Genomic DNA, 25496 nt, shown 5'->3' on the forward strand with positions numbered 1-25496 from the left:
TACTTTTTCCCCATAATATTATCTATACCTTCAAGAAGTACCGCATCATCCTATAATAGAGAAAAGGACATTCCTATAAACAATAGGTTTCTTCATATACCCGTGGCTTACCCTTTAATTAACCGTATAATGGTTGAAATAAGTCATATTGGTCACTCATACTAACGTCTCACACCGGTCTTATACCATATATGGTGTGTATGTTACTTTGAACTTTTTCAGGATTATTTTTCATCTTGATTGATTCTTTTCACGAACAAAAAGAATTTATCTTTTTCAAGGTTAAGATTTGTTTCTATATGGAATAGTCGATATACTATGGAAACAACTCCATTATTAATGGATATGAGAGGAGAGGTAGTATGGGAAAAATTCGTGAAGGTGAGGTTTTCACCCTTGCTGATGACAATGATGAAGGCCATGAAGTTGAGGTTTTAGGCTCATTGGATGTAGAAGGAACGGAATATGTAGCAGTAGGTTTGCTTGAAGATATTGAAGAGGATACAGAGGAAGATATCGATATTTTCTTTTTCAGGGTCGAAGGCGAAGGTGAACTGCTAGATATCGAATCGGACGAAGAGTTCGAAAAGGTATCATTGGCGTTTGAAGCAGCATTTGAAGCGAAAGAATGACAAGGTAAAAGACGGCACAATGTGTGCCGTCTTTTTTATATGTATAAAGAAAGTATTGGCCCCGCCTTCGCCAAATACCATGATAGCCACGCGTGCTATCCAGCCTTTCTTAAGTATAGGGTTGTAATATTGAAGGGACGTGTACCCCATATGAAGATTTTGTTAATAAACGGAGTATTTTTCCACATCCAAGGCATAGGATAAAAAAAGTGGAGGTGATGGGATGGCCGTTGTAAAGCACACTGATGCCGATATTGCCTTATTGGCAAGATTGCTTAGAGCGGAAGGCGAGGGTGAAGGTGATCAAGGCATGTTGATGATCGGTAATGTAGGGGTCAATCGGATTAGGTCAAATTGTTCCGATTTCAAAGGGTTGAGGACGATTCCAGACATGATTTATCAGGAGCATGCCTTTGAAGCTGTTCAGAAGGGGTATTTTTATCAGCGAGCAAGGGATAGGGAAAAAAGGCTTGCACGCCGGAGCGTAAGTGGTGAAAGGTTATGGCCCTCTAAATTTAGCCTATGGTACTTCAGGCCACCGGGAGATTGTCCGGAAACCTGGTATAATCAGCCCCTGGTTGGGCGTTTTAAGCTCCATTGCTTTTATGAACCAACTGGTACAGAATGTCCGGATATTTATAATACGTTTTAAGGAAGAGGCTGAACCTTATGGAGGTTTGGCCTCTTTGTGCATCAGTCTTTAACTAGGAAAAATCATATGATAAAACTGGCAAATGATTTACTGATACTGTAAAATTGAGACTGTAAATTTCCGGATAGAAAGGAATAAAAATATTGATGAGTAAAAGGCTTATTGATTATGGACAAGGGCAAATGGGAGAACAGTCGGAGGATAATGCTGAGAAACTTAAGTCTTTCATGGAGCATAACCCGGACGCCATTTCCATCGTTGATCTGGAAGGAAGGACCCTTCAAGTAAATGCAGCTTTCGAAGAGTTTTTCGGTTGGGCGAATGATGAGCTCATTGGCATGCCGTTTCCAATTATTCCTGAATTCTTGAAGGAGTCAGTCAATGAATTGCATGACCAGATTAAGTCAGGGGAACAAAAAAAAGGATTTGAAACGGTCAGGCAAAGAAAAGATGGCCGGTTAATCCATGTGAGCATTTCCTTGTTCAATATCCAGGACAATGAAAATGAGCCGTGCGCTCTGGTCTTCGTTTATCGGGATATTACAAAGCAAAAACTTGCTGAGGCTGCTTTGAAGGAAAGTGAACAAAGGTATCGCAGTTTAGTGGAAGTGTCGCCTGAAGCGATTTTCGTACATCGCAATGGGATTATTGAGTATATGAATCCCATGGGGGCAAAAATGCTGGGGATGGATAGTGTGGAAGACATTATCGGTAAATCGGTTTTTCAATTCGTTCATCCTGATTCCAGGGAAAGTGTAAAAAAAAGAATCGAGATAATGAGGGATGAACATAAAGCGGTTGATTTATTGGAGCAAAAATTCATTCGGCTTGACGGACAAGTATTTTGTGGGGAAACATTAGGTCTTCCGATTAATTATAATGGATATCCCGCCATACAGGTATTCTGCAGGGATATTACAGAGCGTAAGAAGACAGAAGAGCTGCTCTGTAAATCCAACATGTTATCTGCGGTAGGGCAGATGGCTGCGGGCATGGCACATGAAATTAGAAACCCATTAACCACGGTTAAAGGATTTTTACAATTATTAAGGGAAAACCCTTACCAAAAGGACTATCTTGAAATCACGGTCAGTGAAGTTGAGAAAATAGAGGTCCTTGCCAATGAATTTTTGAGCTTAGCAGAGCCTGAAGCGAAGGTTTGGGAATCAATTCAACTTAACGATATCTTGGATAGCGTGATTACGTTAGAAGAGTTTCAAGCGATATTGAATGATGTTGAAATCATCAACGAATATAAGGCGTGTAATGCATCTGTTATGGGCGACCCAAATCAGTTAAAGCAAGTATTCACGAATGTTGTAAATAATGCGATAGAATCCATGCCAAACGGCGGCAAGCTTTATATACAGGTTAACGATGAGGGAGAATCTGCAATAATCCGATTCATTGATCAGGGCTGCGGAATCTCAAATGAGCGCATGAAGCATTTAGGGCAGCCTTTTTATAGCACTACTGAAAAAGGAACAGGTTTGGGACTCATGGTCAGTACTAAAATCATCCATGAGCACAATGGGGAAATTCACTTCAGTAGCGAAGTGGGAAAAGGGACCATCGTCGATATCATTCTCCCAATCACTGGAATCCAAAATGAAAAGTGACGAGAAGCCATGCTCTCGTCACTTTTTGATTTATAGTTTAACGATCGTTCTGCCTCTTGCTTCCCCTTTTAAAAGGGTCGGAAGGACTTCAGGCAATTCTTCAAGTGTAATTTCCTGTTGAATGAGCTGTTCTAAATGATCGAGTTTAAAGTCTGTGGCTAGGCGATGCCAAACTTTCAATCTTGTATCCATCGGGCAATTGACCGAATCGATTCCAAGTAAATTCACACCTCTTAGTATGAATGGAAAGACGGTGGCAGGAAGGTTTGTACCGGCTGTTAATCCACTGACCGCTACAGATCCGCCATACTTGATTTGGCTAAGGACCGAGGCTAACGGTTCACCGCCGACGGGATCCACCGCACCGCTCCACTTCTGTTTGCCCAGTGCCCGCAGCTTGCCATTGTAAACATCTTCACGAGATAAAATGGTCGTCGCGCCGATTTCCTTCAGGTATCCATGTTCCGAGGCTTTTCCTGTACTCGCTTCCACGGAATAACCAAGTTTGGAAAGGATCGAGACAGCAAAACTGCCAACCCCGCCAGTTGCACCAGTGACGAGAACGCTCCCTTGTTCAGGAGTAAGGTTATTTTCTTCCAGACGAAGAACCGATAAGGCTGCAGTGAAACCAGCCGTTCCGATGATCATCGCTTCTTTCATTGTCAGGCCATCAGGAAGTGGAACGATCCAATCTGCAGGAACACGGGCAAATCGACTATAACCCCCGGATTGGGAAACGCCAATTCCGTATGAGGTCGCAATGACTTCGTCCCCTTTTTTAAATCGGGAATCCTCAGATGATACGACGACACCAGCCATATCAATTCCTGGAACGATCGGATAGCTGCTGACAATGTTTCCTTTCGGAATGCTGGCAAGGCTATCTTTATAGTTTACACCAGAGTAATGAACACGGATGAGCACTTCGCCTTGCGGAAGGTCGTCAATTGATAATTGCTGAATGTTAACGGTAAATTGATCCTCTTGCTTGTTAACGACTAATGCATCAAAATGCTGTTTCATGGTTCGTTCCCCCTTTTATAATAAATCTACCTAATTATAAAAGAAAAAACATTGAAATCATAATGATACAATTCGAAATAAGTAGCGCTGGCTTTTCTTTCTACTTCTAAAAGTGTTACTATTAGATTTGATTCAGTTCATATTAAAGGAGATGTTTTACATGGCTAAAAAAGGATACATACTTATGGAAAATGGAGAAAAGATTGAATTTGACCTTTTCCCGAACGAAGCACCGAACACAGTGGCAAACTTCGAAAACCTAGCAAACACAGGATTTTATAATGGTGTAGTCTTTCACCGTGTCATCCCTGGTTTCGTAAGCCAAGGCGGAGATCCAACAGGTACAGGTGCAGGCGGAAGCGGAAAGCAAATTAAATGTGAAACAGAAGGAAACCCTCACAAACATGAGGCAGGCAGTCTATCGATGGCACATGCTGGAAAAGATACTGGCTCAAGCCAATTCTTTATTGTACACGCGCCACAACCGCATCTTAATGGTGTTCACACAGTATTCGGTAAAGTGACATCTGGACTTGAAACAGCCAAAGCTATGAAAAATGGCGACAAAATGGAAAAAGTCGAAATTTTTGACGCTGAATAATGGAAGTTAAAAGAGGGGGCATTGTGCTCCCTCTTTCTTTTCGCTATATTATTTAATCCCATTCTAATAGAAGGAGAGGGCTATAGAGAGTCATTTTGACGTAATGCTTTCAGTGAAAGTATATTTCACTTCTGTCATGGATTCCGAAATATCCCACAATCTCTGTGAAATCTCTTCATTATATAAGGTATTGATTATATCGTCTCTTTTAGGAAAGCCTTTTCTGCTTTTCTTTCCATCTGGCCCGATATACTCCCCGCCTACTAATGTAGGTTCCGTTGCGGCATAAAGGGTAGGAAGTGCACCCATATTTGCCGGTTGGGTGATGGTTTTCGAAAGAAAATGGACGAATTTATTTAGTGGTTTGCCAGATCCGCGTGACATGAGATTAGTATGGGACAGGCCCGGATGACAGGCAACGCTAATCGGGTTTGCATCATGCTGGTTGAATTTGTTTTGTAATTCACGGGCGAAAAGAAGATTGGCCAGCTTGCTTTGTCCATAGTATTTCATTGGTTTATAACCGAGTTCACCATTTAGATTTTCGAAATCAATGAACCCATTGATGGCAGCCAAACTGCTCAATGTGACCACCCGTGATTTTGGCGTGGAAAGAATACGCGGAAGAAGGAGCCCTGTCAAAGCAAAATGACCGAGATGATTGCTTCCGAATTGCAGCTCGAAACCATCTTTCGTCTTACTGTAAGGGGGGATCATCACGCCTGCATTATTAATAAGCACAGAGAGTGAGTCATAGTTTTCATTATAGGAATCAGCAAAATGCCGAATGCTGCTTAAATCACTTAAATCCAGCTGCATTACCCGTACATTTGCCTTAGGATAAACCGAGATGATTCTATCGACAGCCTTTTCACCTTTTGAAGCATTCCGGACAGCAAGAATGATTTCTGCCCCCTTACCGGCCAGAGCAAAAGCCGTTTCAAAGCCAAGTCCACTATTTGCACCAGTTATCACGATGGTTTGCCCCGATACTTCTGCCATGTCTTCGCCATTCCACTTTTCAGTCATCGAATCACACCTTTCCACACATTCTATACCTATCATATACCCAAATAATTCCTATATGTCACATTTTGTGGTCGGGTTTTTTGTCTGACTTGCTTTACCGAAGGTGTCTAATTCATTTTTCCAATATGTAATCAACTATATTTTTCAAGATCAAGATGACGGTTACGATGATAAATAAAACTCTTACATATGCCACTCCTTTCTTAATGGCGAATTTAGAACCTGCCAATGCTCCCGCTATCATGGATATCCCCATCGGTACTCCATATGAATAGTTGACGGTATCAAGAAATATGAACATGAGCAGCGCTGCCAGATTACTTCCGAAGTTTAAAAATTTTGCGTTTCCAGCAGAGTGCAAAAAATCAAAGCCAATCATTAAAAAGGCGAACAAAATGAAAGATCCCGTTCCAGCCCCTAAAAAACCATCATAAAAGCCAGTCGCAAATATAGCGAATGCAAATAGTGCTGCCTTTGGCAACGTGAGCTTATTGTAGGTCGATTCATGTCCCCAGTCTTTCTTTATAAAGGTATAAATGGCTATAGCTATTAAAAGAACTAAGATTAGAGGCTTTAATAATTCGGGTGAGACAAAATTGACCACCCATGCACCTAATAAGGACCCTGTGAAAATTAGTGGGAAAAGTTTTGAAACCAATCGGTAATCAACCTTTCCTGAGCGTATGAAGGCAATGGTACTTGTTAAAGACCCCATGGAACTTGCTAACTTATTGGTTGCAATTGCAGCTGTAGGGGAAAGTCCTGAGAATAATAAAGCGGGTATGGAGATCAGGCCGCCACCACCGACCACAGAATCAATGAATGCTGCCAGAAAGCCGAAAAATACTAGCAGCAAGAGTGTGGAAATTTGTATATCTTCCATCTAATAAGCCTCCAAATCAATGGCATTAAGGTCGAATCGCTTGCTTTTGATGCGGTCTTAACCCAAAGTGTTCATTTTAGTCACTATTAGAATAGTAACTAAAATGAATCCTGATGTAAATAAGAATATTATGATTTAATAAGAGATTTGGTATGATAAGCATATAACTTACTACAAGCACGAGGAGGTACCATGCAAGATATCATACAAAAATTACAGTCACTTGGATTTAGTCAATATGAAGCAAAGGCTTATGTTTCTTTAGTTCGCCAAGGTCCAACCAGTGCCTATCAGGTAAGCAAGGAATCAGGTATTCCCAGAGCCCGTATCTATGAAATATTAAATGGACTTCAAGAAGAGGGAGTCGTATTAAAAGAGGAAATCAATGACTCGATACAATATTCACCTTTACCAGTCGATGTATTTTTGGAATCCGTCCAATCGAAATGGAACAGTTCCTATCAATCCATAAGTCATACACTAAAACAATTCGAGAAAATCGGGCCTATGTCCGATAATCGTGTAATGACGCTTAAGGGTGAAGGGCATATCCTATCTTTTTGTCGTACTTTACTTCAAAAAGCCGAGAAAAGAGTGGTGGTTTCTTTATGGGACAAAATGTATGGGAAACTAGAACAAGAGCTTACAGAGATAGCTGCAAACTGTACACTCAAGGGGATTGTCTTTCAAGTTGAAAACCCTTTATCAGGGCTAGATATACATCGTAAAACCAGCTATGTGGACAATATTGGAGAGAATAAATGGTTCATTCTATCCATTGATGGCAAGGAGACGATTTATGGACCTGCTTCGGAAACGAGAGAAACGGCGTTTTACACAGACGATCCCATTCATATCAATTTTCTCGAAAATTACATTTGGCATGATATCCTTGTTAACCGCTTAGTCAAAAAGGATGAAGAGGGTGCCGAGAAATGGATTTCTAGAGAAAGAGATCAATTTTTCTCACTCTAGCAGAAAGATCACGTACCAAAATAAAAAAGGCTGAAATCTCTCTATGAAGGGGGATTTTAGCCTTTTTTCTAATTTTGTGTGAAACTCCAGCAGATTCATTCGGATAAAAGGTTTTTTGGAAATCTTATCGCCGTGGGTAAGCTGGAAAGATCTCGATAAGATCTGTAAGACACAATGGTATGGTCATGTGCTTGAACATCCAACTGTAGAATTTGTGAGCTTTTCATTTCTAAATAGTACGTAACGTCTTCTTTTTGTAAATGATAAAAAGAAAAGGGTATACCTAAAAGGTTTTTCCTGACTAGTTTTGTTTCAGGCTGATTGATGATTTGCTCACTCAATTCCACAATCGTAACAGATGTCGATCCTGTAATGGCTGTTATTTTTTCTTTTGCATAATCGACTGCATGACTGAAGGTATTGGCAAGATTTTTCAAGATTCCGTCCATAAAGGGCATCTCCTTTGCATTAGGGTATGTATGTAGTATGGTACGCGTCTAATGCTTTATGCAAAAAAATACTCAAGGATGATATAGAATGGGCTGTTTATGAACATGATGAAGAGAGTGCTCAATGGGATGATGCAGACAGAAGTTCTGGGATAAATCAAATGTGCCATTAAGGAAGGACGGACAATATGAGTCATGAAGTGTCAAAAGAAGAGGTAGTATCCATGGAGAATAGACAAGCTTTTCAAGTGCCAGGCCGCCTATTGAGAGGCAAAGCATGAAGAAAAAAAGGATCTATATTGGTCTGCTTTTCATCGCCATTCTCTCATTTATTACAGTGATGTTCCTTCAGTTCAGGGCGAATTCAGAAGCGGGAACCGATAGAGGAAAAGACGTGGAAGCCATTACGGATAAAAAAATTGAAAAAATGATCCAAAACATGACGCTTGAAGAAAAAATCGGACAGCTTATGGTGGTCGGCTTCAAGGGAACTGAAAAGAGCAATGAAATAACGGAGCTTATCGAACAAAAACATATGGGGGGCGTCATTTATTTTGACCGAAATATGAAATCACCTAAACAAGTGGCTAAGTTATCCAATTCGCTTCAGCAAACCGCCAATCAAAGTTCGCATTCGCTTCCGCTCATGGTGGCAGTCGATCAGGAAGGCGGGGACATAATCCGGATGAGGGAACGGGTATCGCCTCTCCCAGCACAAAAGGACATGGGGGAACAGGCATCTGTGGAAGACATATATAATGTGGCAAAATTGAATGGGACAGAACTGAGTTCCATGGGGATAAACATAAATTTCGCTCCAGTTCTTGATCTATCGGATACAGACAAGCGTTCATTGGGAAAAGATCCGGAGAAGGTCTATCAATACGGAAAGAAAGCCATACAAGGCCTGAATGATGCTTCTGTAACTGGTGCTTTGAAGCATTTTCCAGGAAACGGACGCAGCGAAATCGACCCGCATGTCGAAACATCTTCAGTGGAAGCAAACCAGCTCGATCTGGAAAATTCGGATATTTATCCTTTCAAGAAAATCATAAGTGAAATGGAGAACCCAAATTTTTTCGTGATGGTGACTCATATTAAATATCCTGCCTATGATAAAGAAAAGCCAGCAAGCCTTTCCAAGGTCATCATAGAAGACCTGCTTCGGGGGAAACTTAAATATGAAGGGCTTGTGATCACGGACGATTTGGAAATGGGAGCTGTGAACAAGTATTTCTCTTATGAAGATATGGGGAAGGAAGCAATTCTTGCAGGAGCTGATTTATTACTTGTCTGTCATGAATATACCCATGAACTTGAGGTATATAACGGATTACTTGAAGCTGTAAAGGCTGGGGAAGTGCCAATGGAGCGAATTAACGAATCAGTGAAGAGAGTCCTGACGTATAAAGTCTATAATTTGAAGCAAGCGAAGGTAGATCCTGATTTAGCCCAAAAAGTGGTGAAAAGTCCTGAAAGCCTAAAGTATCTTGAAAGTTTGAATTTGGATAAATAAAGGTGATATCCCAATCAGCAAGGGGATTTGTTTAAATCTACTGATCAAGGGAATACTATACTATAACGAACTTGAAGGAGGAAACTCACATGCCATCAAACAAAGTGCTTGGAACCGTCTTGATAGGAGCTGCAGCATATTTAATGCGCAATAAGAAAACTCGTGAAAAAACCATGAGTCAGATTAAATCCTTAGCCACTCCAGAAACCATTGATAAGGTTAAGAGCCAACTCCAATCCATAACCAAATCAAAATCAAGTAATCCATCCACCCATTAAGAGAAATATCCCCATTAAGTGTCTGCTCAAGTTGGGCAAGCCTTAATGGGGATTTTTTTTCATTGAACCTTGATTAAATGGAGAAGACCATTCGTAAAGAAACCATAAGCACGTAAAAACTGTGGTATTAGCCATCATCAAAAGACCTCCTGAAAATAGTGAAGTTCATCTTGTTGTGGAGGAACTCGGTGAAAGGAAAAACGAAAAAGCACTCGTTGCTTTTGAAGTACCTATAACAGGTCTTCAAAAGCACAAGTGCTTTCATGAACGATCAATGATCATTCGGATTCTTCTTCACCGTCATCTTCTTTATTGAACCAAAGAGGATCCTCATTATCGACTTCACCATTATAATTAATCAGGATTTCTTCTCCTGCTTTTATGTCGGTGTAAGCAAAAAAATCAAACGTGTGATTTTTAAAGTTTATATCATACGTAGCGTTGGGAGTATAAGAGTGATTAAACAGCATGCCATAACCTAAAAGCATGGCAGTATGGTTAATTCCATACTCAAACGCATAATCAGCCAGCAATGTTTTCTCAATGAAGACATGTTCCTCATTTGGATAAGCAATGACAGGGGCTTCATGCAGAAGTTCACCTTTTTTAATGTCCTGTGTTGCGAATACACCTCTATTGAACTCACCATCACTAAGTGTGGAAGTTTTAACTTCAATCATGTTCGTCACCTACTTGTTCTATTCAATATAGTCCAGATTATCTAAGCTTGACAGTTAATAAGAAGAAAAGCAACTATTTTAGAGAATTAATCATTTTCTCCCTACTTTGCAAACTTTCATTCATCATAAACTCCAAGGATCGAATAATGATCCGAACGTCCAGAATATCCAGTCGGAAGGACGAATTAATCCTCTCATCGGCCAAATTATTCTTCAATAGGACGAAATATTTTCCCCCAGCGCATATATACATACGAAAAAACACCCCCCGCTAAAAGTTAGTTAGGGAGGTGTTAGTCATATTGGGTCTGAATCTCTTAGTTCACACCGACTGCTGTAAAGGCATTTTTGATAGTTGTGACTTCTGCACTGCTTGAACCATATAAATCAGAGGCAGCTTGTACCACTGCTGCTCTGGCTTGTGAAAAAGTTGACGAGGAAGTTAAATAAATCGTGTTTGCCCTGTAGAAGATGCTCCCTAGTTTATCAATGCCGATTCCAGATACAGTCACGCCGTGATGGGTGCCGCCTGCAGAGATCAAATAAGCTGCCTTATTAATAATTCCGCTATTCGTATGGACTCCTCCATTGTCACTTGATCCCGTATAACGGTTCGAATAATGATCAGGGTCACCATTCAATGTTGGATTCGCCATTGAACGGAGTGCATCACCGGAAATATTAGGTGTGTAAATATCTTCTCCAATCAGATAATCAGCGTTGGCACTCTGATTCTTAAATTCTACGACTGTTCCAAAAATATCAGAAATCGCCTCATTTAAAGCACCGGATTCATATTGATAGGTAAGATTGGATTCTGAGGAAGTCACAGCATGCGTCAGTTCATGTGCAACGACATCCAGGCCGCCGGACAATGGGATGAACGTCGTGCCGTCTCCATCACCGTAAACCATTTGGGTGCCATCCCAGAAAGCGTTATTGTATCTCGAGCCATAATGAACGGTTGATTTCAGGATGGTTCCATTTCCATCATAGGAGTTCCGTCCAAATGTGGATTTGTAATAATCATAGGTTTTACCCGCATAAGAATGGGCGTCCACCGCAGCTTTATCGGTAGAAGTAGTGAAAGCATTGGTCGTGTTGGACATGAGTGTACCAGGTAATTTTGAACGGTTATTGGCATTATAAGTGTAGATTCCTTTGCCGCGTGTATTGTCTTGTAAATAGTAACGACCGCTGGATAAGGTAGTGTTCAAAGACACGGTGTTGTTTAAGACGCCGGTGCCCGTTCCGACGGAATTAGTCCCCGTCACTTCATCTAGTGTATTATATTTATTCAGGATTTTACCCGTTTTGACTGAAATGAAATATTCATGATTTCCTGGTTCCGGACTTAAGAATTTCAAATTGACTTTATATACATAATCGGCCTGGCCTTCATTTGCGTATACATATAGGTCAGATTCAGGTGATTGTTCATAGGCAGGAGTGAACCCCAGATCCGCTTCCGCTATTTTAATAGCTTCGGATTTACTGATGCCTTTTTTAGCCTTTTTCCCTAATTTCGTATTTAGATTGGCTTCAACCGTACCGGACACGACCGTCAATACACCTTTAGCATCAATCAATACTGCTTGTGTGGAGTTCCATACAGGTACGCCTTTATAGGTTTGTTGCAATCTAAGTACTGTATTGCCTAGTTCATCCTTGCTTTCTTTCTGGATCGTGAAGGAGTTTTTCGCCTTTTGCTTTTCTAGCTTGTAAGACTTTTTGTTTTCATCAAAAAAGGTAAGAATGATATCTTCTGCCGATTGCTTTGATGGGTCCGTAAGTTTCCCAGACTTGTATTCTAGCGAATCCTTGTGCTTATTGTACTTTTCAACACTTAACACATTTTTTGCCGCTAAAGCTTCTTGATGGGGAATAGCAGAAAATAATAGACCGATGGATAGTGCAGTTCCTAAAAATACCTTACCCTTCATAACACTCAACTCCTTCATAAGAATACCTCATTTTTACATCGTTTCATAATTATTATCAAATGGAGAAAACTCGTAAAAAATATGACATTTAAAGGAATAAAATGGAGAAAAATGGTTTTTGATAGAAATGTTCTTTGAATTTATTCTTTTAGTAATATTTGGAATGTATTTAAATTGAACCAAATGAATAAAAGTGCAAAAAAACATGGCGTAAAGTGCAAAGAATCGTGGCATAAAGTGCAAAATATTTCGTCAAATAAATGGTTAATTTGTTGAATAGTGCGGTTTTTAAATTTGGCATGAAAATTGCATATATTCAGAATAGGAATATTCGAATTGTAAATTAGCTCTATTTGAAACTCGATGAAATAGGAAATTTATTAAATGGATTTCCCCATAAATGTAAGCGCTTATGTAGAAAGGGATGAAAATTAATGATACCAAAACAAGAAAACGACATCTTTCAGCATCCTCCAAAGCAAGAAGAACAAGAATTAAAGCGCGGGTTAAAATCTCGACATTTAACGATGATTTCCATTGGAGGGGCTATTGGCACCGGGCTGTTTCTTAGCAGCGGGGCAGCTATCCATACAGCTGGGCCAGGCGGTGCATTGCTTGCATATGCTTTAGTTGGCGCAATGGTGTACTTCGTGATGACGAGCTTAGGGGAACTGGCCGCCTTTATGCCGACTAGCGGTTCATTCAGTACATATGGAACGAAATTCGTCGATCCGGCATTTGGGTTTGCCTTGGGATGGACATACTGGTTCAATTGGTCGATGACCATAGCGGCAGAGTTGGCCGCTTCAACAATGATCATGAAGTTTTGGTTTCCGAATAGTCCATCATTGTTATGGAGTGCATCATTCCTGGTGCTCATATTCCTATTAAACTATTTATCCGTTAAAGGATATGGTGAAGGAGAATACTGGTTTTCCTTCATTAAAGTAACAGCCATCGTTATTTTTATAATCGTTGGAATACTAATGATTGTCGGCATCATGGGTGGCGAAGCAGTAGGTTTTAAAAACTTCACCGTCGATGACGCGCCTTTCCCGGGTGGGTTCATGGGTGTCTTCATCGTGTTCATAGCTGCGGGCTTTTCTTTTCAAGGTACCGAAATTGTCGGTGTGGCAGCGGGTGAAAGTGAGGATCCTGCACGTAATATACCAAAGGCCATTAAAAGTGTCTTCTGGAGAATCTTGCTCTTTTACGTATTGGCAATCTTTGTTATAGGGCTGCTTATCCCTTATACGAACTCAAGTTTACAAGGGGATAACGTCATGGTAAGCCCATTCACGCTCATTTTTGAAAAGGCTGGAGTGGCCTTTGCCGCTTCGCTTATGAATGCAGTCATTTTAACAGCGGTATTATCGGCAGGTAACTCTAGTCTATATGCATCTACGCGTATGTTATATTCAATGGCAAAAAATGGTCAAGCACCACGTATTTTTGCAAGACTTAATAAACGCGGAGTACCGGTTGCAGGAATGGTTTTGACATGTTCCATCGGTATGCTAGCCTTTTTAGCTTCCATATTCGGTGATGGTAAAGTGTATATCTGGTTAATGAATGCCATTGGGATTACTGGATTTATCTTTTGGCTGGGCATTTCCATCAGCCATTATCGTTTCCGGAAGGCATACATCGCTCAAGGTCATTCATTGGAGAAGCTGCCATATAAAGCATTATGGTTCCCGATAGGACCGATCTTTGCCATTTTAATTGGTCTGATCGTCATCCTGTCCCAAAACATCCAAGCCTTTTTCTCAGACCAGATTGATTGGGGCAGTGTTATAGCTGCATACCTGGGAATCCCGCTTTTCCTTGGTCTATGGTTGGGCTATAAACTGATAAGAAAGACTAAGCTCGTTAAACTAGATGAAGTCGAGTTTGACTTTGACAAAAAATACGAATGAACAAGCTATAAGTAAAATCAGCCGGACAATGAGTTATAAATTGTCCGGCTTTTATTTGTTTATCTTTAGGCTCATAAACAGATTCCAGGAGGATGATTCCTGGCCTTTTATTTTTAATGAATGGGAATTTATACAAATTTAATAGGAGATGTTATATGATAATCGTAATCTCTATGTAGCTAAATGGCATGCACAGAACAACGGGGAAAGCGTTAACTGCATTTGTATCCGATTGAATATTTCCAATGGAAAGGAAAGGTGCGCAGCTGATGACCTTATTGACTAATTTAAAAGTATTGGACTTTTCAATGTTATTGCCAGGCCCATTTGCCACTTTGATGCTAGCAGATTTAGGAGCGGACGTTTTGAAGGTAGAGAGGCCGGGAGCAAGTGATTCATGGGGTGTGAACCAATATCTTAACAGGTCGAAGAAGTCGATCACACTTGATTTAAAACAATCAGAGTCCATCGAATCCGTAAAAAGTCTAGTGAAGGACTACGATATCGTCATAGAACAATTCCGTCCAGGCGTCATGGAACGCCTAGGACTGGGGTATGGGGCATTAAAACGGATTAATCCGAGATTGATTTACTGTTCCATCACGGGATTCGGCCAGACCGGTCCCTATAAGGACCGACCGGGCCATGATATCAATTATCTATCGATTGCAGGTTTATCAGGCTATTCCGGAACGAAAAGGGGCGGCCCGGCAAAAAACGGAACCCAGATAGCCGATCTTGCTGGAGGTTCACTGCATGCCGTTATCGGCATATTGTCTGCTGTCATTTACAGGGAGCGAACAGGGGAAGGCCAAGCCATCGACATCAGCATGACCGACTGCAGTTTTGCATTGAATGCCATATCATCACCTCTGAATTTACAAGGGGGCCTGGAGCTTGAGCCAGAGAAATTGATGTTAAACGGGGGATCTTTTTATGACTTTTACGAAACGAAAGATGGACGTTATTTTTCCGTTGGAAGCCTCGAGCCCCCATTTCGAAAAGCGTTATGCGAAGCCATCGGGGCACCGGAATTGTATGAACTGAGCATGGGCAGCGATGAAGAAAGCGGAATCCGATTCAAAACGTTCGTCCAACAAGCTTTCTTAGAAAAGGATTTCCATGAATGGCAGGAAATATTTTCTGACTTCGAGGCATGCGCAGAACCAGTGCTGACCTTTACCGAAGCGACCAACCATCCCCAATTGAAGGATAGGGGAATGATCGTCGAAGTACCTGACGGAAAAGGAAATGTCCAGAAGCAAATCGCCTGCCCGATCAAAACATCAGTTTTTACCCCTGAATATAAACATGCGGGACTGAAGCCAGGACAAAGCAACGCAGAAATACTTCGGCCCCTTAATACAAAATAAGATCAAATAAGGCTATCGCATTTCCAATATTGGAGAGAGATAGCCTTGTTTTTGTATGAATTGGCCCCTCGTAATAACGACGTAAATAACTATGCTGCGACAACATTTAGTAGGCCGGAATAAGTGGAAAAAAGGACGAATTAAAGTGAGGAATGTCAAATTAAGTGGGAGGAGGGACGAATTAAGCTTGAAAATGGCTAAATGGTTTTTAAATCCATGATGAAAGTCAGCCATTCGTTGTTGTGAAAAATTACTAGTTATAACTAGTTTAGACAGGGTATGAGAGTATCATCCTTGTAAAAAGGTTCATAAGAAAATTTCTTTGATAAGGATGGTGGATTAAAAATGTTTGGTCTCACTGATATCATTAAATTTCTTTTTTCCTTTTTTTTGATTATGCCAATCGTTACGCTGATACATTTGAGCGGGCATATCTTCTTTGTGACGATTTTTGGAGGATCTGAAAAGAAAATCTTGATTGGTTGTGGAAATAAACTTTTTGCCTTTTGGAACATAGAGGTGAGAAAATATTATTTCTGGAATGGTACTTGCGAATTTAAGGGATTGATACATGATAATCGATTGACGAATATGCTTATTTATTTAGGGGGCTCTATCTTTAATTTAGTCAGTATGTTGATCATATATAGCTTAGTGTATCAGAATATCTTGGAAAGCTCGGTAATCTGGTATCAATTCATATATTTTTCCTTCTATGTACTGTTTTTCTCCTTATTTCCGATGTATTTTTCAGACGGATCGCCTAGTGATGGGAAGGCCGCACAATTGGTCTTGAGGAACAAGCTGGAAGATAGGGTGACGGATGATATATTTGTAAAGAAAGTGGATGATGAAGATAGCTGCAAGTAAAAAAAGGCGTGCAAGATGCTCGTTCTTTTTTTTGTGTGAACTCAACATAGTAAGTAACTATTTTACATACTGATTCATTAATCTGCAGGGTCTGCCAATGATAATAAACGAAAATGTATATGAAAAAAGGCATATGTACTGTATACAGATGCCCGATATATTATTGGTTAAAATGGATATTCACGATATGTTGTTTGAAGGGAAATCGATTTTGTCACCGTAAATTCTTCAACAATCCTTGGGCTTAGCAAATCTGCCTATACCGATCAGAGAAACGTTTTATTGTACTGTTTTAAAAAAAAGCTAGGCTTCCTTATTGAAAGGTGCCTAGCTTTTATTAAAGGTGAGTCATCATTCCCAAACTTCTTTTGCTACATCAACGATGAATTTCAACTTATCCCATTGTTGTTCTTCCGTAAGCTTGTTGCCATGATGGGTGGAAGCGAATCCGCATTGCGGACTTAAGCATAGTTGTTCGAGGGGAACGAATTGTGAGGCTTCTTTAATGCGTACCTTAACAGCTTCCTTGTCTTCAATTTCCCCATTTTTTGAAGTGACCACTCCCAGAACGATCCTGGCCCCTCCGTTTGGAATGTATTCCAATGGTTTAAAATCCCCTGAGCGGTTATCGTCATATTCCAAGAAGAATCCATCTACTTTTTCTTTGGCCAATAATGTTGGGGCTATGCGTGCATAACTGCCTTCAAATGCCCACGTTGACTGGTAGTTTCCACGACATAAGTGTGTCGTGACGACCAAATCCTCTGGTTTTCCTTCCAATGCACCATTAATAACACGCAGTGCTAAATCGATTAATTGTTCTCTTGAATATTTTCCATCTTTGAACTGAAAATCTGGAGCTGAAAGTCTGGCAATATATACATCGTCCAATTGAAGATAACGTACACCTGCTTCATAAAAGGCTTTCAAAGCAGCTTGATACGCTTTAATGACATCATTAGCATAGTCCTCGATATCAGGATAGATGTCTTCATTATGAACACCGACAGCAAACAATTGATTGGGACTGGGAATGGTTTGTTTGGCAACGGCACGTCCGTCCACTATTTTGTTCAATTCAATAAAGTCATGGATGAAGGGATGCTCAGGATTGAATGAAACCTTTCCTGTATTGCGAATGTTATATCTCTCAGTTTCAACCCCATCGAATGTAAGACCTTTTTCAGTAACATAGCCCTCGATGCCATTTAAATGTTCAAGGAAGTCAAAGTGCCACCATGTTCGTCTGAACTCCCCATCCGTAACGGCCTCTAATCCAACTTCAATTTGTTTATCGACAATCAATTTGATTTCTTCCGTTTCAACTTCACGAAGTCGCTCCACCGAAATGGTACCTTCCTTCAATTGCTTTCTAGCTATATGTAAACGATCTGGTCTTAATAAACTTCCGACATGGTCCGCTCTAAATGGTGCTTTCGTTAATGTGATTGACATGTTGCATTCCTTCTTCCCTTTTATAAAATAAAACACCTCTTCTTAAAAATAAGAAGAGGTGTTGGCAACAAAGCTATTTACTCTTCTTATCTTCAAGTTTTTACACTTCTGGAATTAGCACAGTACATGAAAAGTCTGTTGCTGAGGTATCAAAGGGCCAGTCCCTCCACCTCTCTGGATAAGAGTTGTCTATTAAATTAACTATGACTATACAGGGAGTATTGGTAAAGGTCAAGGGTGGAGGCGGAAAATTTAGAATATAGCGATTACTCATAGTAGCCTTGCATGATGATTAACCTCATTGGTGAACCTGGCATATGCTATAACCCACACATGCGAGAGGGGATATTGAAAGTCGGAGGGGGAAGTCAGGATGAATACATTCGATCACTTTAATGTTTTCGGGAATGGTATACCGATAACGGTAAGTGCATCCATGCTAGAGAGAATTATAAACATGAAATCTAATGAGCAGAATATTAAAGTCGAGATCACGCCAAAGCATATAGTGCTTTGGGGAACGACGGAAGTGAAAAAAATGATGTTTAAGAAAAATGTATCTTTCCGGATAACAATAAAACCGGTTCACGTTGATAAAAGAACGATTTCATTTGAATTAGTGGAAATGAAACCTATTGATAGAAATTTCATTAATCATAAGATATTTAACAGACCGCCATTTTTTGAATTTGAAAATAGAATGATCAAAATGAATGTGGATGCTTGGAACATCGTGAGAAAAATCCCCGTGGGCACCATTAAATCGTATGAGCTTGTCGAAGGTGCAATGAAAATGAAAATCTCTTTATGATGAATCATCTTAAGGGGGATTTTCCATACATTCTTACCCTTACTGTATTTGGGGTCCAGGTATGTTAGTGTAAGGATATGGTGACAATTGATTCTTCATTAATAAAAAATGTGTTTGATAAATCAAGCACTTTAAAATATACTAAAAAACTTAAAGTTTAGAGTTTTTCCGGGACATAAGGGGGAAAATGCATGGAGCAGAAGATATTGCCTGCCTCGGCAAGCATGAAGGATTTTGAAAGATTTCTAGATAGTTCCTATGAAATTGGTGTGTTTCTTGACTTGCATATTTCCCAATTGAAAAATGTGAGTATAATGGCCAAGCAGCATAATAAGAAAATGATTTATCATGTTGATTTAATCCATGGCATAAGAAGTGATGAATACGCGACAGAATTCATTTGTCAGGAGTATCACCCATATGGGCTGATTTCGACAAAATCAAGCGTTATTTTGAAAGCGAAGCAAAAGGGAGTCATTGCCATCCAGCGGATCTTTTTAATAGACTCACATGCGCTGGAGAAAAGTTATAAGCTGGTACAGAAAACGAAGCCGGATTATATCGAAGTATTGCCGGGGGCAATGCCATGGATGATAAAAGAAGTGAAAGAACGATTACAAACTCCCGTTTTTGCAGGTGGTCTCATACGGACTTCGGATGAAGTCCTGAATGCCCTTGAAGCGGGAGCGTCCGCAATCACCACGTCCAAAACTGAATTATGGGATATCGTCTAATAGGGTCAAAAGTCAAAAAAATTACAGAAAAAAGAATGAATATTTCAGAAAATATTTGACAGCGTTTTCATAAACTAGTATATTTTGAATTACAAGTTAATACATGTGACGGAGATTAGGAGATTCACACCAGACATACTCATTTATTGAGGATAGTTCTGTTGTGAATCTCCTTTTATTTGTTGGTAAGGCATCATTCTATAAGAGGAGGGTCATGTATGACTCCATTTTGGGGAGAAGTAGTAGGCACGATGATTTTAATTTTATTTGGTGCAGGTATCGGGGCGGGGTCTTCCTTAAAGGGATCTTATGCCAAAGATGCTGGCTGGATTGTCATCACGATTGCATGGGGATTGGCTGTTACAATGGGTGTCTTTGCAGTGGGTTCCATAAGCGGAGCACATTTAAACCCGGCTGTTACAGTAGCATTGGCTATCAATGGGGATTTTCCTTGGGCTGATGTGCCAGGGTATATCGTGGCACAAATGATAGGGGCGATTATAGGCGCGACTCTAGTATTTTTGCATTATTTGCCTCACTGGAAAGCTACGGAGGATCCAGGTACAAAGCTTGGTGTGTTTTCAACCTCACCAGCTATCCCTCATACTTTTTCAAATCTTTTAAGTGAAATGATTGGTACATTCATCCTTGTTCTTGGCTTATTATTTATTGGAGCCGGCAAGTTTACAGAAGGTCTGAATCCATTTGCTGTCGGTTTATTGATTGTTGTTATCGGAATGTCTCTTGGAGGAACAACAGGCTACGCCATAAACCCTGCCCGTGACCTTGGACCTCGTATTGCTCACTTCCTTCTGCCTATACCGGGTAAGGGAAAATCGAATTGGGGCTATGCATGGATTCCTGTTGTTGGTCCGATTGTCGGTGGAGCACTTGGAGCTGTCTTCTATAAAGCGATGTTTTTAGGTGAAGTGACGACAATATTTTGGACTGTTTTAGGAGTAAGCCTGATAATATTGGTATTAGCATATGCTTTTGGAAAAAAGCAGTCACGTGAGTTAGAAATTAGCAACATTGCTAGTTAAAATAAAAGGGGGGAAACACATTATGGAAAAATATATCTTATCTTTAGATCAAGGAACAACAAGTTCGCGGGCAATTCTATTTAACGAAAAGGGGGAAATTGTACATTCTTCCCAGAAGGAATTCACTCAGTTTTTCCCTAAACCAGGCTGGGTCGAGCATAATGCAAATGAGATTTGGGGATCGATTCTAGCGGTCATTGCCGGTGTACTGTCTGAATCCGGTGTCAAGCCAGAGCAAATTGCCGGTATCGGGATTACTAATCAGCGTGAAACGGCAGTCGTGTGGGATAAGGAAACAGGAGCACCTGTTTATAATGCCATTGTATGGCAGTCCAGACAAACAAGCGAAATCTGTGACGATTTGAAGGAAAAGGGATTAAATGATCTGTTCCGGGATAAAACGGGTTTGCTTATAGATGCTTATTTTTCCGGTACAAAAGTGAAATGGATTCTCGATAATGTGGAAGGGGTACGACAAAGAGCGGATGAAGGCAAGCTGTTATTCGGGACCATCGATACTTGGTTGATTTGGAAGCTTTCAGGAGGCAAGGCCCATGTAACGGATTATTCAAATGCATCAAGGACATTGATGTACAATATCCATGAACTGAAATGGGATGAGGAACTGCTGGAGATATTGACTGTACCAAAATCGATGCTGCCGGAAGTTAGGCCATCCTCTGAAGTGTACGCACGTACGATCGAATATCATTTCTTCGGTCAATCGATTCCGATTGCCGGAGCGGCTGGTGATCAGCAGGCAGCATTATTTGGCCAAGCCTGCTTTAATGAAGGAATGGCTAAAAATACGTATGGAACAGGCTGCTTCATGCTCATGAATACAGGAACAAAGGCTGTAAGTTCCGAACACGGACTATTGACGACCCTTGCTTGGGGATTGAATGGGAAGGTTGAATATGCACTGGAAGGCAGTATTTTCGTAGCTGGCTCGGCTATCCAATGGCTGAGAGATGGCCTGCGGATGCTTCATGATGCCAAGGACAGCGAAGCCTATGCAAAACGAGTGGAAAGTACGGATGGAGTATATGTAGTGCCGGCTTTTGTGGGGCTAGGGACCCCATATTGGGACAGTGAAGTACGGGGAGCGGTTTTTGGTTTGACGCGCGGTACTTCCAAAGAACATTTCATTCGTGCAACACTAGAATCACTAGCGTACCAAACGAAGGATGTCCTTGATGCAATGGAGGCGGATTCAGGGATTGAGCTACAGACATTGAGAGTCGATGGCGGGGCAGTCAAGAATGATTTCTTAATGCAATTCCAAAGCGATTTATTGCGAGTGCCTGTCGAAAGACCGACCATAAACGAAACCACGGCACTAGGGGCCGCGTATTTAGCTGGACTTGCTGTTGGATATTGGAAGGATCAAGAAGAAATCTCCCGGCAATGGGCGGTAGACAAAACCTTTAACAAATCCATGGAAGAGCATGATAGTGAAAAATTATATGAAGGCTGGAAAAAAGCTGTTCAAGCGGCCATGGCTTTTAAATAAAAAAAGTAAATTCTTTCTAAAATGAACTAAAGTATGGTATACTTAAATCAAGTTAATAACTCGGCCGGAGAACAGGAGAGACCATGAATGCGTTATCGTGAATACGATAATGTGCATTTATGGTCTCTTTTTTTGTTTTTAAAGGCGGATTAGGGATATTAACATCTATATGAATGAAAAACTATTAGAACAAATGAACCTATTGAATATAAAGAAGAAACTCAGAGTAAACGTGCAGAATTCACGAGTGACCAGCACGAATTAACCAGGAAAACAAGCTGCTCGACCAAAAGAAGGCAGTACTTAAAGGAGGAGATAGGCATGAGGTTTTCAAATAAATATCGGGAAGAAACAATCGAACTTTTGAAAAAAGAAAAATATGATGTGGTAGTGATTGGCGGGGGAATTACCGGTGCAGGGATCGCCCTGGATGCAACGACCCGGGGGATGAAAGTAGCATTGGTGGAAATGCAGGACTTTGCGGCAGGTACTTCAAGCCGCTCGACAAAACTGGTCCATGGCGGATTGCGTTATTTGAAGCAATTTGAAATAAAAATGGTTGCTGAGGTTGGGAAAGAGCGGGAAATCGTTTATGAAAATGGACCGCATGTGACCACGCCGGAATGGATGCTGCTGCCGATGCACAAAGGAGGAACTTTTGGGAAATTCAGTACCTCCATTGGACTCCGTGTATACGATTTCCTTGCAGGAGTAAAAAGAGCTGAACGCAGGAAAATGCTTTCTGTTGATGAAACGCTAAAACGGGAGCCTCTCGTAAAGAAAGAGGGACTGAAGGGCGGCGGCTACTATGTCGAATATCGGACAGATGATGCACGTTTAACGATTGAAGTCATGAAGGCAGCTGTTGATAAAGGTGCAACACCGATAAATTATACAAAAGTAGATAAATTGTTATATGAAAATGGAAAGGTGACCGGCGTTCAAGTTGCCGATTTACTATCAGGGGACGCGTATGAAATACACGCAGACAAAGTTATTAATGCAGCAGGTCCATGGGTGGATTCCATCCGTGAAAAAGACCAATCGAAAAAGGGGAAAACGCTGAAGTTATCAAAGGGTGTTCATGTGGTCATCGACCAATCGAAATTCCCGTTGAAGCAGGCGATTTACTTTGATACACCTGATGGACGGATGATCTTTGCCATCCCGAGAGCCGGCAAGGCTTATGTAGGGACTACGGACACTTTTTATGAAGGCGATCCCGCTGTTCCGACTGTTACTTCGGAAGACCGTGCCTATTTATTAAAGGCGATTGCTTATATGTTTCCAAAAGTGAAAATTACGGATGGGGATATCGAATCAAGCTGGGCAGGAATCAGGCCGTTGATCATGGAAGAAGGAAAGGATCCTTCCGAAATATCAAGAAAAGATGAAATATGGGAATCCGATTCGGGCCTTATCACGATTGCGGGAGGTAAATTGACCGGGTATCGCAAAATGGCAAAAACGACGGTTGACCTTGTCGCAGGCAAGCTTTCCGAGCAGTCCAATAAGACTTATCCAGCCAGCAATACAAAAGGAATGCCGATTTCAGGAGGAGATGTCGGGGGATCAAGAAACTTCTCCGATTATATCAAGAAACATATTCAAATGGGGGCCGCCTCAGGCCTCGCTGCTAAGGATTCGGAGGGAATTTTGGCCATGTACGGGTCTAATGCACCTGTGTTATTCAATATCGCAAAAAGCGAAAGAGATGGGGGAACAAGTAGTGGCCTCCCGCAGAAATTGTTCGTACAGCTGAAATACGCACTAGATCATGAAATGGCCGCGACACCAGTGGATTTCTTCTTCCGCAGGACCGGGACCCTGTTATTCGATATCGATCTAGTCCAAACGCATAAACAATCGGTGATTGATTATATGGCCGGATATTTCGGATGGACGGAATCGACGAAGATGGAAAGATCCAATCAGCTAGAACATGAAGTACTTGGTGCTATTAGCGTATCTTGACCTTATATGCAAAAAACATGACGCCGGCGGAATCGCTGGCGTTTTTTTGAACCCGGAATGTGATTATCGGGGCATTTGCAAGTGGAAAAACTATTGTTTAATCCTTTAAGATACCAGGGCCACTAAAAGCGATAGCCGTCGCCACTCCTGCAATGTGAAAATGACGAAGGGTGGTACATTATTTCAACTCTCTTTCATGCCACGTGTATTTCCGGTGAACTGTTATTTTGTAGAAGAAGAGAATAGCCTTACACTAATAGATGCAGCATTACCCTACAGCACAAAAAGTATAATGGATGCAGCGCGGGCTGTCGGAAAACCGATTACAAGATTAATCGTTACTCACGCTCATGATGATCATGTTGGTGCACTAGACGGGCTTAAAGCGTTAATCCCTGATTTACAAGTGAGTATTTCTGTTAGGGATGCATTATTACTGGCTGGCAATTCTACTCCCCTACAAAATGAAGCAAACTCTCCAATCCGCGGAGTTGTCCCTAAAAAGATTAAAACTCAACCAGACTTATTACTCAAAGAAGGCGACCATATTGGTTCATTGGAAGTTATTTCTTCACCTGGACATACCCCTGGTTCGATCTCTCTTCTTGACACCCGGAATCATAGTTTAATTGTTGGGGATGCCTTGCAAACGAGAGGTGGAACTGCGGTATCAGGAATGATTAAACCTTTATTTCCGTTTCCAGCCTTTGGGACTTGGAACAAACTCATCGCACTTGAAAGTGCAAAGAAACTAAGAAGTTATAAACCGAGATTACTTGCTGTAGGTCATGGGAAGATGCTAGAACACCCTGGGGATTCTATAGATAGAGCGATAGTTGAAGCAGAATTAAAACTTCAACCAGGAAAATAGGAGGTCAAAATGAGATGTCTCAACGTAAAAGGTTAGATTTGTCCATCGTTTTACAGAAGGCTACAGAACTAGTTGATGAAAACGGCCTTGATCACCTTTCGTTAGGCAAGTTGGCTGAAGAATTACAAATACGCCCCCCTCGTTATATAACCATTTAGACGGCCTAAATGGATTAAAACAGAAACTAGCAGTAAATGGAGTGAAAAAACTTTATGATTCCATGCTTCAAGCGGCAGTGGGACGCTCCGGTGATGATGCAATCCTAGCACTGAGTGAGGCATATGTTGAATTTGCTAGAATCCATCCAGGACTTTATGATGCCACCATCCGTTTTCCAAATGGTGAAGACAAGGAATTACAGCAAGCACAGCAATCTGTTGTAGAGCTTGTTGTCCAATTACTACAAGCCTATGATTTGCAGGAAGAAATGGCGATTCACTTGGTGAGAGGATTAAGGAGCATTTTACATGGATTTACTTCTATTGAAAAAATGGGTGGGTTTGGGATGGCTATTGATATCGATAGGAGTTTTTCTTTACTGTTAAATACTTATATTGAGGGAATCCATTCAATAGTTATAAATCAACTTAAATATGAGCTGATGGGAGGTTAAAATGGGCTTTCTGGCTGTCTTGGTATAACGGTCCTTTGTG

25 protein-coding genes and 1 riboswitch are annotated in these 25496 nt (G+C 41.0%); of the genes, 18 read left to right on the forward strand and 7 right to left on the reverse strand.

Annotated elements, in window-relative coordinates; all coding sequences use genetic code 11:
* The first annotated feature begins 362 nt into the window (after positions 1-362).
* From LQ203_RS16580 to LQ203_RS16590, 3 genes are all read left to right on the forward strand, one after another.
* A complete protein-coding gene (locus LQ203_RS16580; RefSeq protein ID WP_230159473.1) occupies positions 363-632 on the forward strand; it encodes a DUF1292 domain-containing protein in 270 nt (89 codons plus the stop codon).
* A gap of 223 nt (positions 633-855) precedes the next feature.
* The gene (locus tag LQ203_RS16585; protein ID WP_230159474.1) at positions 856-1284 is read left to right on the forward strand and encodes a cell wall hydrolase; all 429 of its coding nucleotides are present in this window, start codon (positions 856-858) and stop codon (positions 1282-1284) included.
* A 146-nt stretch (positions 1285-1430) separates the two neighbouring features.
* Positions 1431-2903 carry a PAS domain-containing sensor histidine kinase gene (locus tag LQ203_RS16590; RefSeq protein ID WP_230159475.1) on the forward strand — a complete coding sequence of 491 codons (1473 nt, stop codon included), beginning with the start codon at positions 1431-1433 and terminating at the stop codon, positions 2901-2903.
* 30 nt (positions 2904-2933) lie between these two features.
* Here the strand turns inward: LQ203_RS16590 and LQ203_RS16595 are convergent, their stop codons facing one another.
* On the reverse strand, positions 2934-3926 hold the full coding sequence (locus LQ203_RS16595; RefSeq protein WP_230159476.1) for an acryloyl-CoA reductase: 993 nt from the start codon (positions 3924-3926) through the stop codon (positions 2934-2936).
* A 160-nt stretch (positions 3927-4086) separates the two neighbouring features.
* On the opposite strand from LQ203_RS16595, the gene LQ203_RS16600 reads away from it, so the two are divergent.
* Positions 4087-4527 (forward strand): peptidylprolyl isomerase, encoded by a 441-nt coding sequence (locus LQ203_RS16600; protein WP_230159477.1) that lies wholly within the window; start codon positions 4087-4089, stop codon positions 4525-4527.
* A 90-nt stretch (positions 4528-4617) separates the two neighbouring features.
* Here the strand turns inward: LQ203_RS16600 and LQ203_RS16605 are convergent, their stop codons facing one another.
* Positions 4618-5556, reverse strand: coding sequence for an oxidoreductase (locus tag LQ203_RS16605; protein WP_230159478.1), 939 nt, complete (start codon positions 5554-5556; stop codon positions 4618-4620).
* A 112-nt stretch (positions 5557-5668) separates the two neighbouring features.
* Positions 5669-6439, reverse strand: coding sequence for a TSUP family transporter (locus tag LQ203_RS16610; RefSeq protein ID WP_230159479.1), 771 nt, complete (start codon positions 6437-6439; stop codon positions 5669-5671).
* 192 nt (positions 6440-6631) lie between these two features.
* On the opposite strand from LQ203_RS16610, the gene LQ203_RS16615 reads away from it, so the two are divergent.
* On the forward strand, positions 6632-7414 hold the full coding sequence (locus tag LQ203_RS16615; RefSeq protein WP_230159480.1) for a helix-turn-helix domain-containing protein: 783 nt from the start codon (positions 6632-6634) through the stop codon (positions 7412-7414).
* Positions 7415-7509: 95 nt separating this feature from the next.
* Here LQ203_RS16615 and LQ203_RS16620 read toward each other — a convergent pair whose 3' ends face one another.
* Positions 7510-7863 carry a hypothetical protein gene (locus LQ203_RS16620; protein ID WP_230159481.1) on the reverse strand — a complete coding sequence of 118 codons (354 nt, stop codon included), beginning with the start codon at positions 7861-7863 and terminating at the stop codon, positions 7510-7512.
* A gap of 277 nt (positions 7864-8140) precedes the next feature.
* Here LQ203_RS16620 and LQ203_RS16625 point away from each other — a divergent pair, with 277 nt between their 5' ends.
* Positions 8141-9379 carry a glycoside hydrolase family 3 N-terminal domain-containing protein gene (locus LQ203_RS16625; protein ID WP_230159482.1) on the forward strand — a complete coding sequence of 413 codons (1239 nt, stop codon included), beginning with the start codon at positions 8141-8143 and terminating at the stop codon, positions 9377-9379.
* An 89-nt stretch (positions 9380-9468) separates the two neighbouring features.
* On the forward strand, positions 9469-9657 hold the full coding sequence (locus tag LQ203_RS16630; RefSeq protein ID WP_230159483.1) for a hypothetical protein: 189 nt from the start codon (positions 9469-9471) through the stop codon (positions 9655-9657).
* Between the two features lie 278 nt (positions 9658-9935).
* Here the strand turns inward: LQ203_RS16630 and LQ203_RS16635 are convergent, their stop codons facing one another.
* Both LQ203_RS16635 and LQ203_RS16640 read right to left on the reverse strand, forming a co-directional pair.
* Complete coding sequence (locus tag LQ203_RS16635) at positions 9936-10337, reverse strand: SET domain-containing protein (protein ID WP_230159484.1); 402 nt, start codon at positions 10335-10337, stop codon at positions 9936-9938.
* Between the two features lie 317 nt (positions 10338-10654).
* Entirely contained in the window at positions 10655-12280 is a 1626-nt protein-coding gene (locus LQ203_RS16640; RefSeq protein WP_230159485.1) for a M4 family metallopeptidase, read from the reverse strand.
* A gap of 434 nt (positions 12281-12714) precedes the next feature.
* On the opposite strand from LQ203_RS16640, the gene LQ203_RS16645 reads away from it, so the two are divergent.
* From LQ203_RS16645 to LQ203_RS16655, 3 genes are all read left to right on the forward strand, one after another.
* Positions 12715-14199: an amino acid permease gene (locus LQ203_RS16645; RefSeq protein WP_230159486.1), complete on the forward strand. Its 1485-nt coding sequence runs from the start codon at positions 12715-12717 to the stop codon at positions 14197-14199.
* A gap of 269 nt (positions 14200-14468) precedes the next feature.
* Positions 14469-15572, forward strand: coding sequence for a CaiB/BaiF CoA-transferase family protein (locus tag LQ203_RS16650; protein ID WP_230159487.1), 1104 nt, complete (start codon positions 14469-14471; stop codon positions 15570-15572).
* A gap of 345 nt (positions 15573-15917) precedes the next feature.
* On the forward strand, positions 15918-16442 hold the full coding sequence (locus LQ203_RS16655) for a hypothetical protein (protein ID WP_230159488.1): 525 nt from the start codon (positions 15918-15920) through the stop codon (positions 16440-16442).
* Positions 16443-16793: 351 nt separating this feature from the next.
* On the opposite strand, the gene LQ203_RS16660 is transcribed toward LQ203_RS16655, so the two are convergent.
* On the reverse strand, positions 16794-17897 hold the full coding sequence (locus LQ203_RS16660) for a 5-methyltetrahydropteroyltriglutamate--homocysteine S-methyltransferase (RefSeq protein WP_230159489.1): 1104 nt from the start codon (positions 17895-17897) through the stop codon (positions 16794-16796).
* 83 nt (positions 17898-17980) lie between these two features.
* Positions 17981-18082, reverse strand: a riboswitch (SAM riboswitch).
* A 188-nt stretch (positions 18083-18270) separates the two neighbouring features.
* On the opposite strand from LQ203_RS16660, the gene LQ203_RS16665 reads away from it, so the two are divergent.
* From LQ203_RS16665 to LQ203_RS16695, 8 genes are all read left to right on the forward strand, one after another.
* Positions 18271-18708 carry a hypothetical protein gene (locus LQ203_RS16665; RefSeq protein WP_230159490.1) on the forward strand — a complete coding sequence of 146 codons (438 nt, stop codon included), beginning with the start codon at positions 18271-18273 and terminating at the stop codon, positions 18706-18708.
* A 191-nt stretch (positions 18709-18899) separates the two neighbouring features.
* A complete protein-coding gene (locus tag LQ203_RS16670; protein WP_230159491.1) occupies positions 18900-19442 on the forward strand; it encodes a glycerol-3-phosphate responsive antiterminator in 543 nt (180 codons plus the stop codon).
* Between the two features lie 218 nt (positions 19443-19660).
* The gene (locus LQ203_RS16675) at positions 19661-20485 is read left to right on the forward strand and encodes an MIP/aquaporin family protein (RefSeq protein WP_230159492.1); all 825 of its coding nucleotides are present in this window, start codon (positions 19661-19663) and stop codon (positions 20483-20485) included.
* 22 nt (positions 20486-20507) lie between these two features.
* Positions 20508-21998 (forward strand): glycerol kinase GlpK, encoded by a 1491-nt coding sequence (glpK, locus tag LQ203_RS16680; RefSeq protein ID WP_230159493.1) that lies wholly within the window; start codon positions 20508-20510, stop codon positions 21996-21998.
* Positions 21999-22319: 321 nt separating this feature from the next.
* Positions 22320-23972, forward strand: a complete 1653-nt coding sequence (locus LQ203_RS16685) for an FAD-dependent oxidoreductase (protein ID WP_230159494.1) — start codon at positions 22320-22322, stop codon at positions 23970-23972.
* Between the two features lie 160 nt (positions 23973-24132).
* Complete coding sequence (locus tag LQ203_RS16690) at positions 24133-24843, forward strand: MBL fold metallo-hydrolase (RefSeq protein WP_230159495.1); 711 nt, start codon at positions 24133-24135, stop codon at positions 24841-24843.
* Between the two features lie 14 nt (positions 24844-24857).
* On the forward strand, positions 24858-25001 hold the full coding sequence (locus LQ203_RS27680) for a hypothetical protein (protein WP_356714643.1): 144 nt from the start codon (positions 24858-24860) through the stop codon (positions 24999-25001).
* 41 nt (positions 25002-25042) lie between these two features.
* Positions 25043-25456 carry a TetR-like C-terminal domain-containing protein gene (locus LQ203_RS16695; protein WP_356714645.1) on the forward strand — a complete coding sequence of 138 codons (414 nt, stop codon included), beginning with the start codon at positions 25043-25045 and terminating at the stop codon, positions 25454-25456.
* Positions 25457-25496: the final 40 nt, after the last annotated feature.

Origin of the sequence: Peribacillus sp. Bi96 (genome assembly GCF_918698115.1) — a bacterium.
GTDB lineage: Bacteria > Bacillota > Bacilli > Bacillales > DSM-1321 > Peribacillus.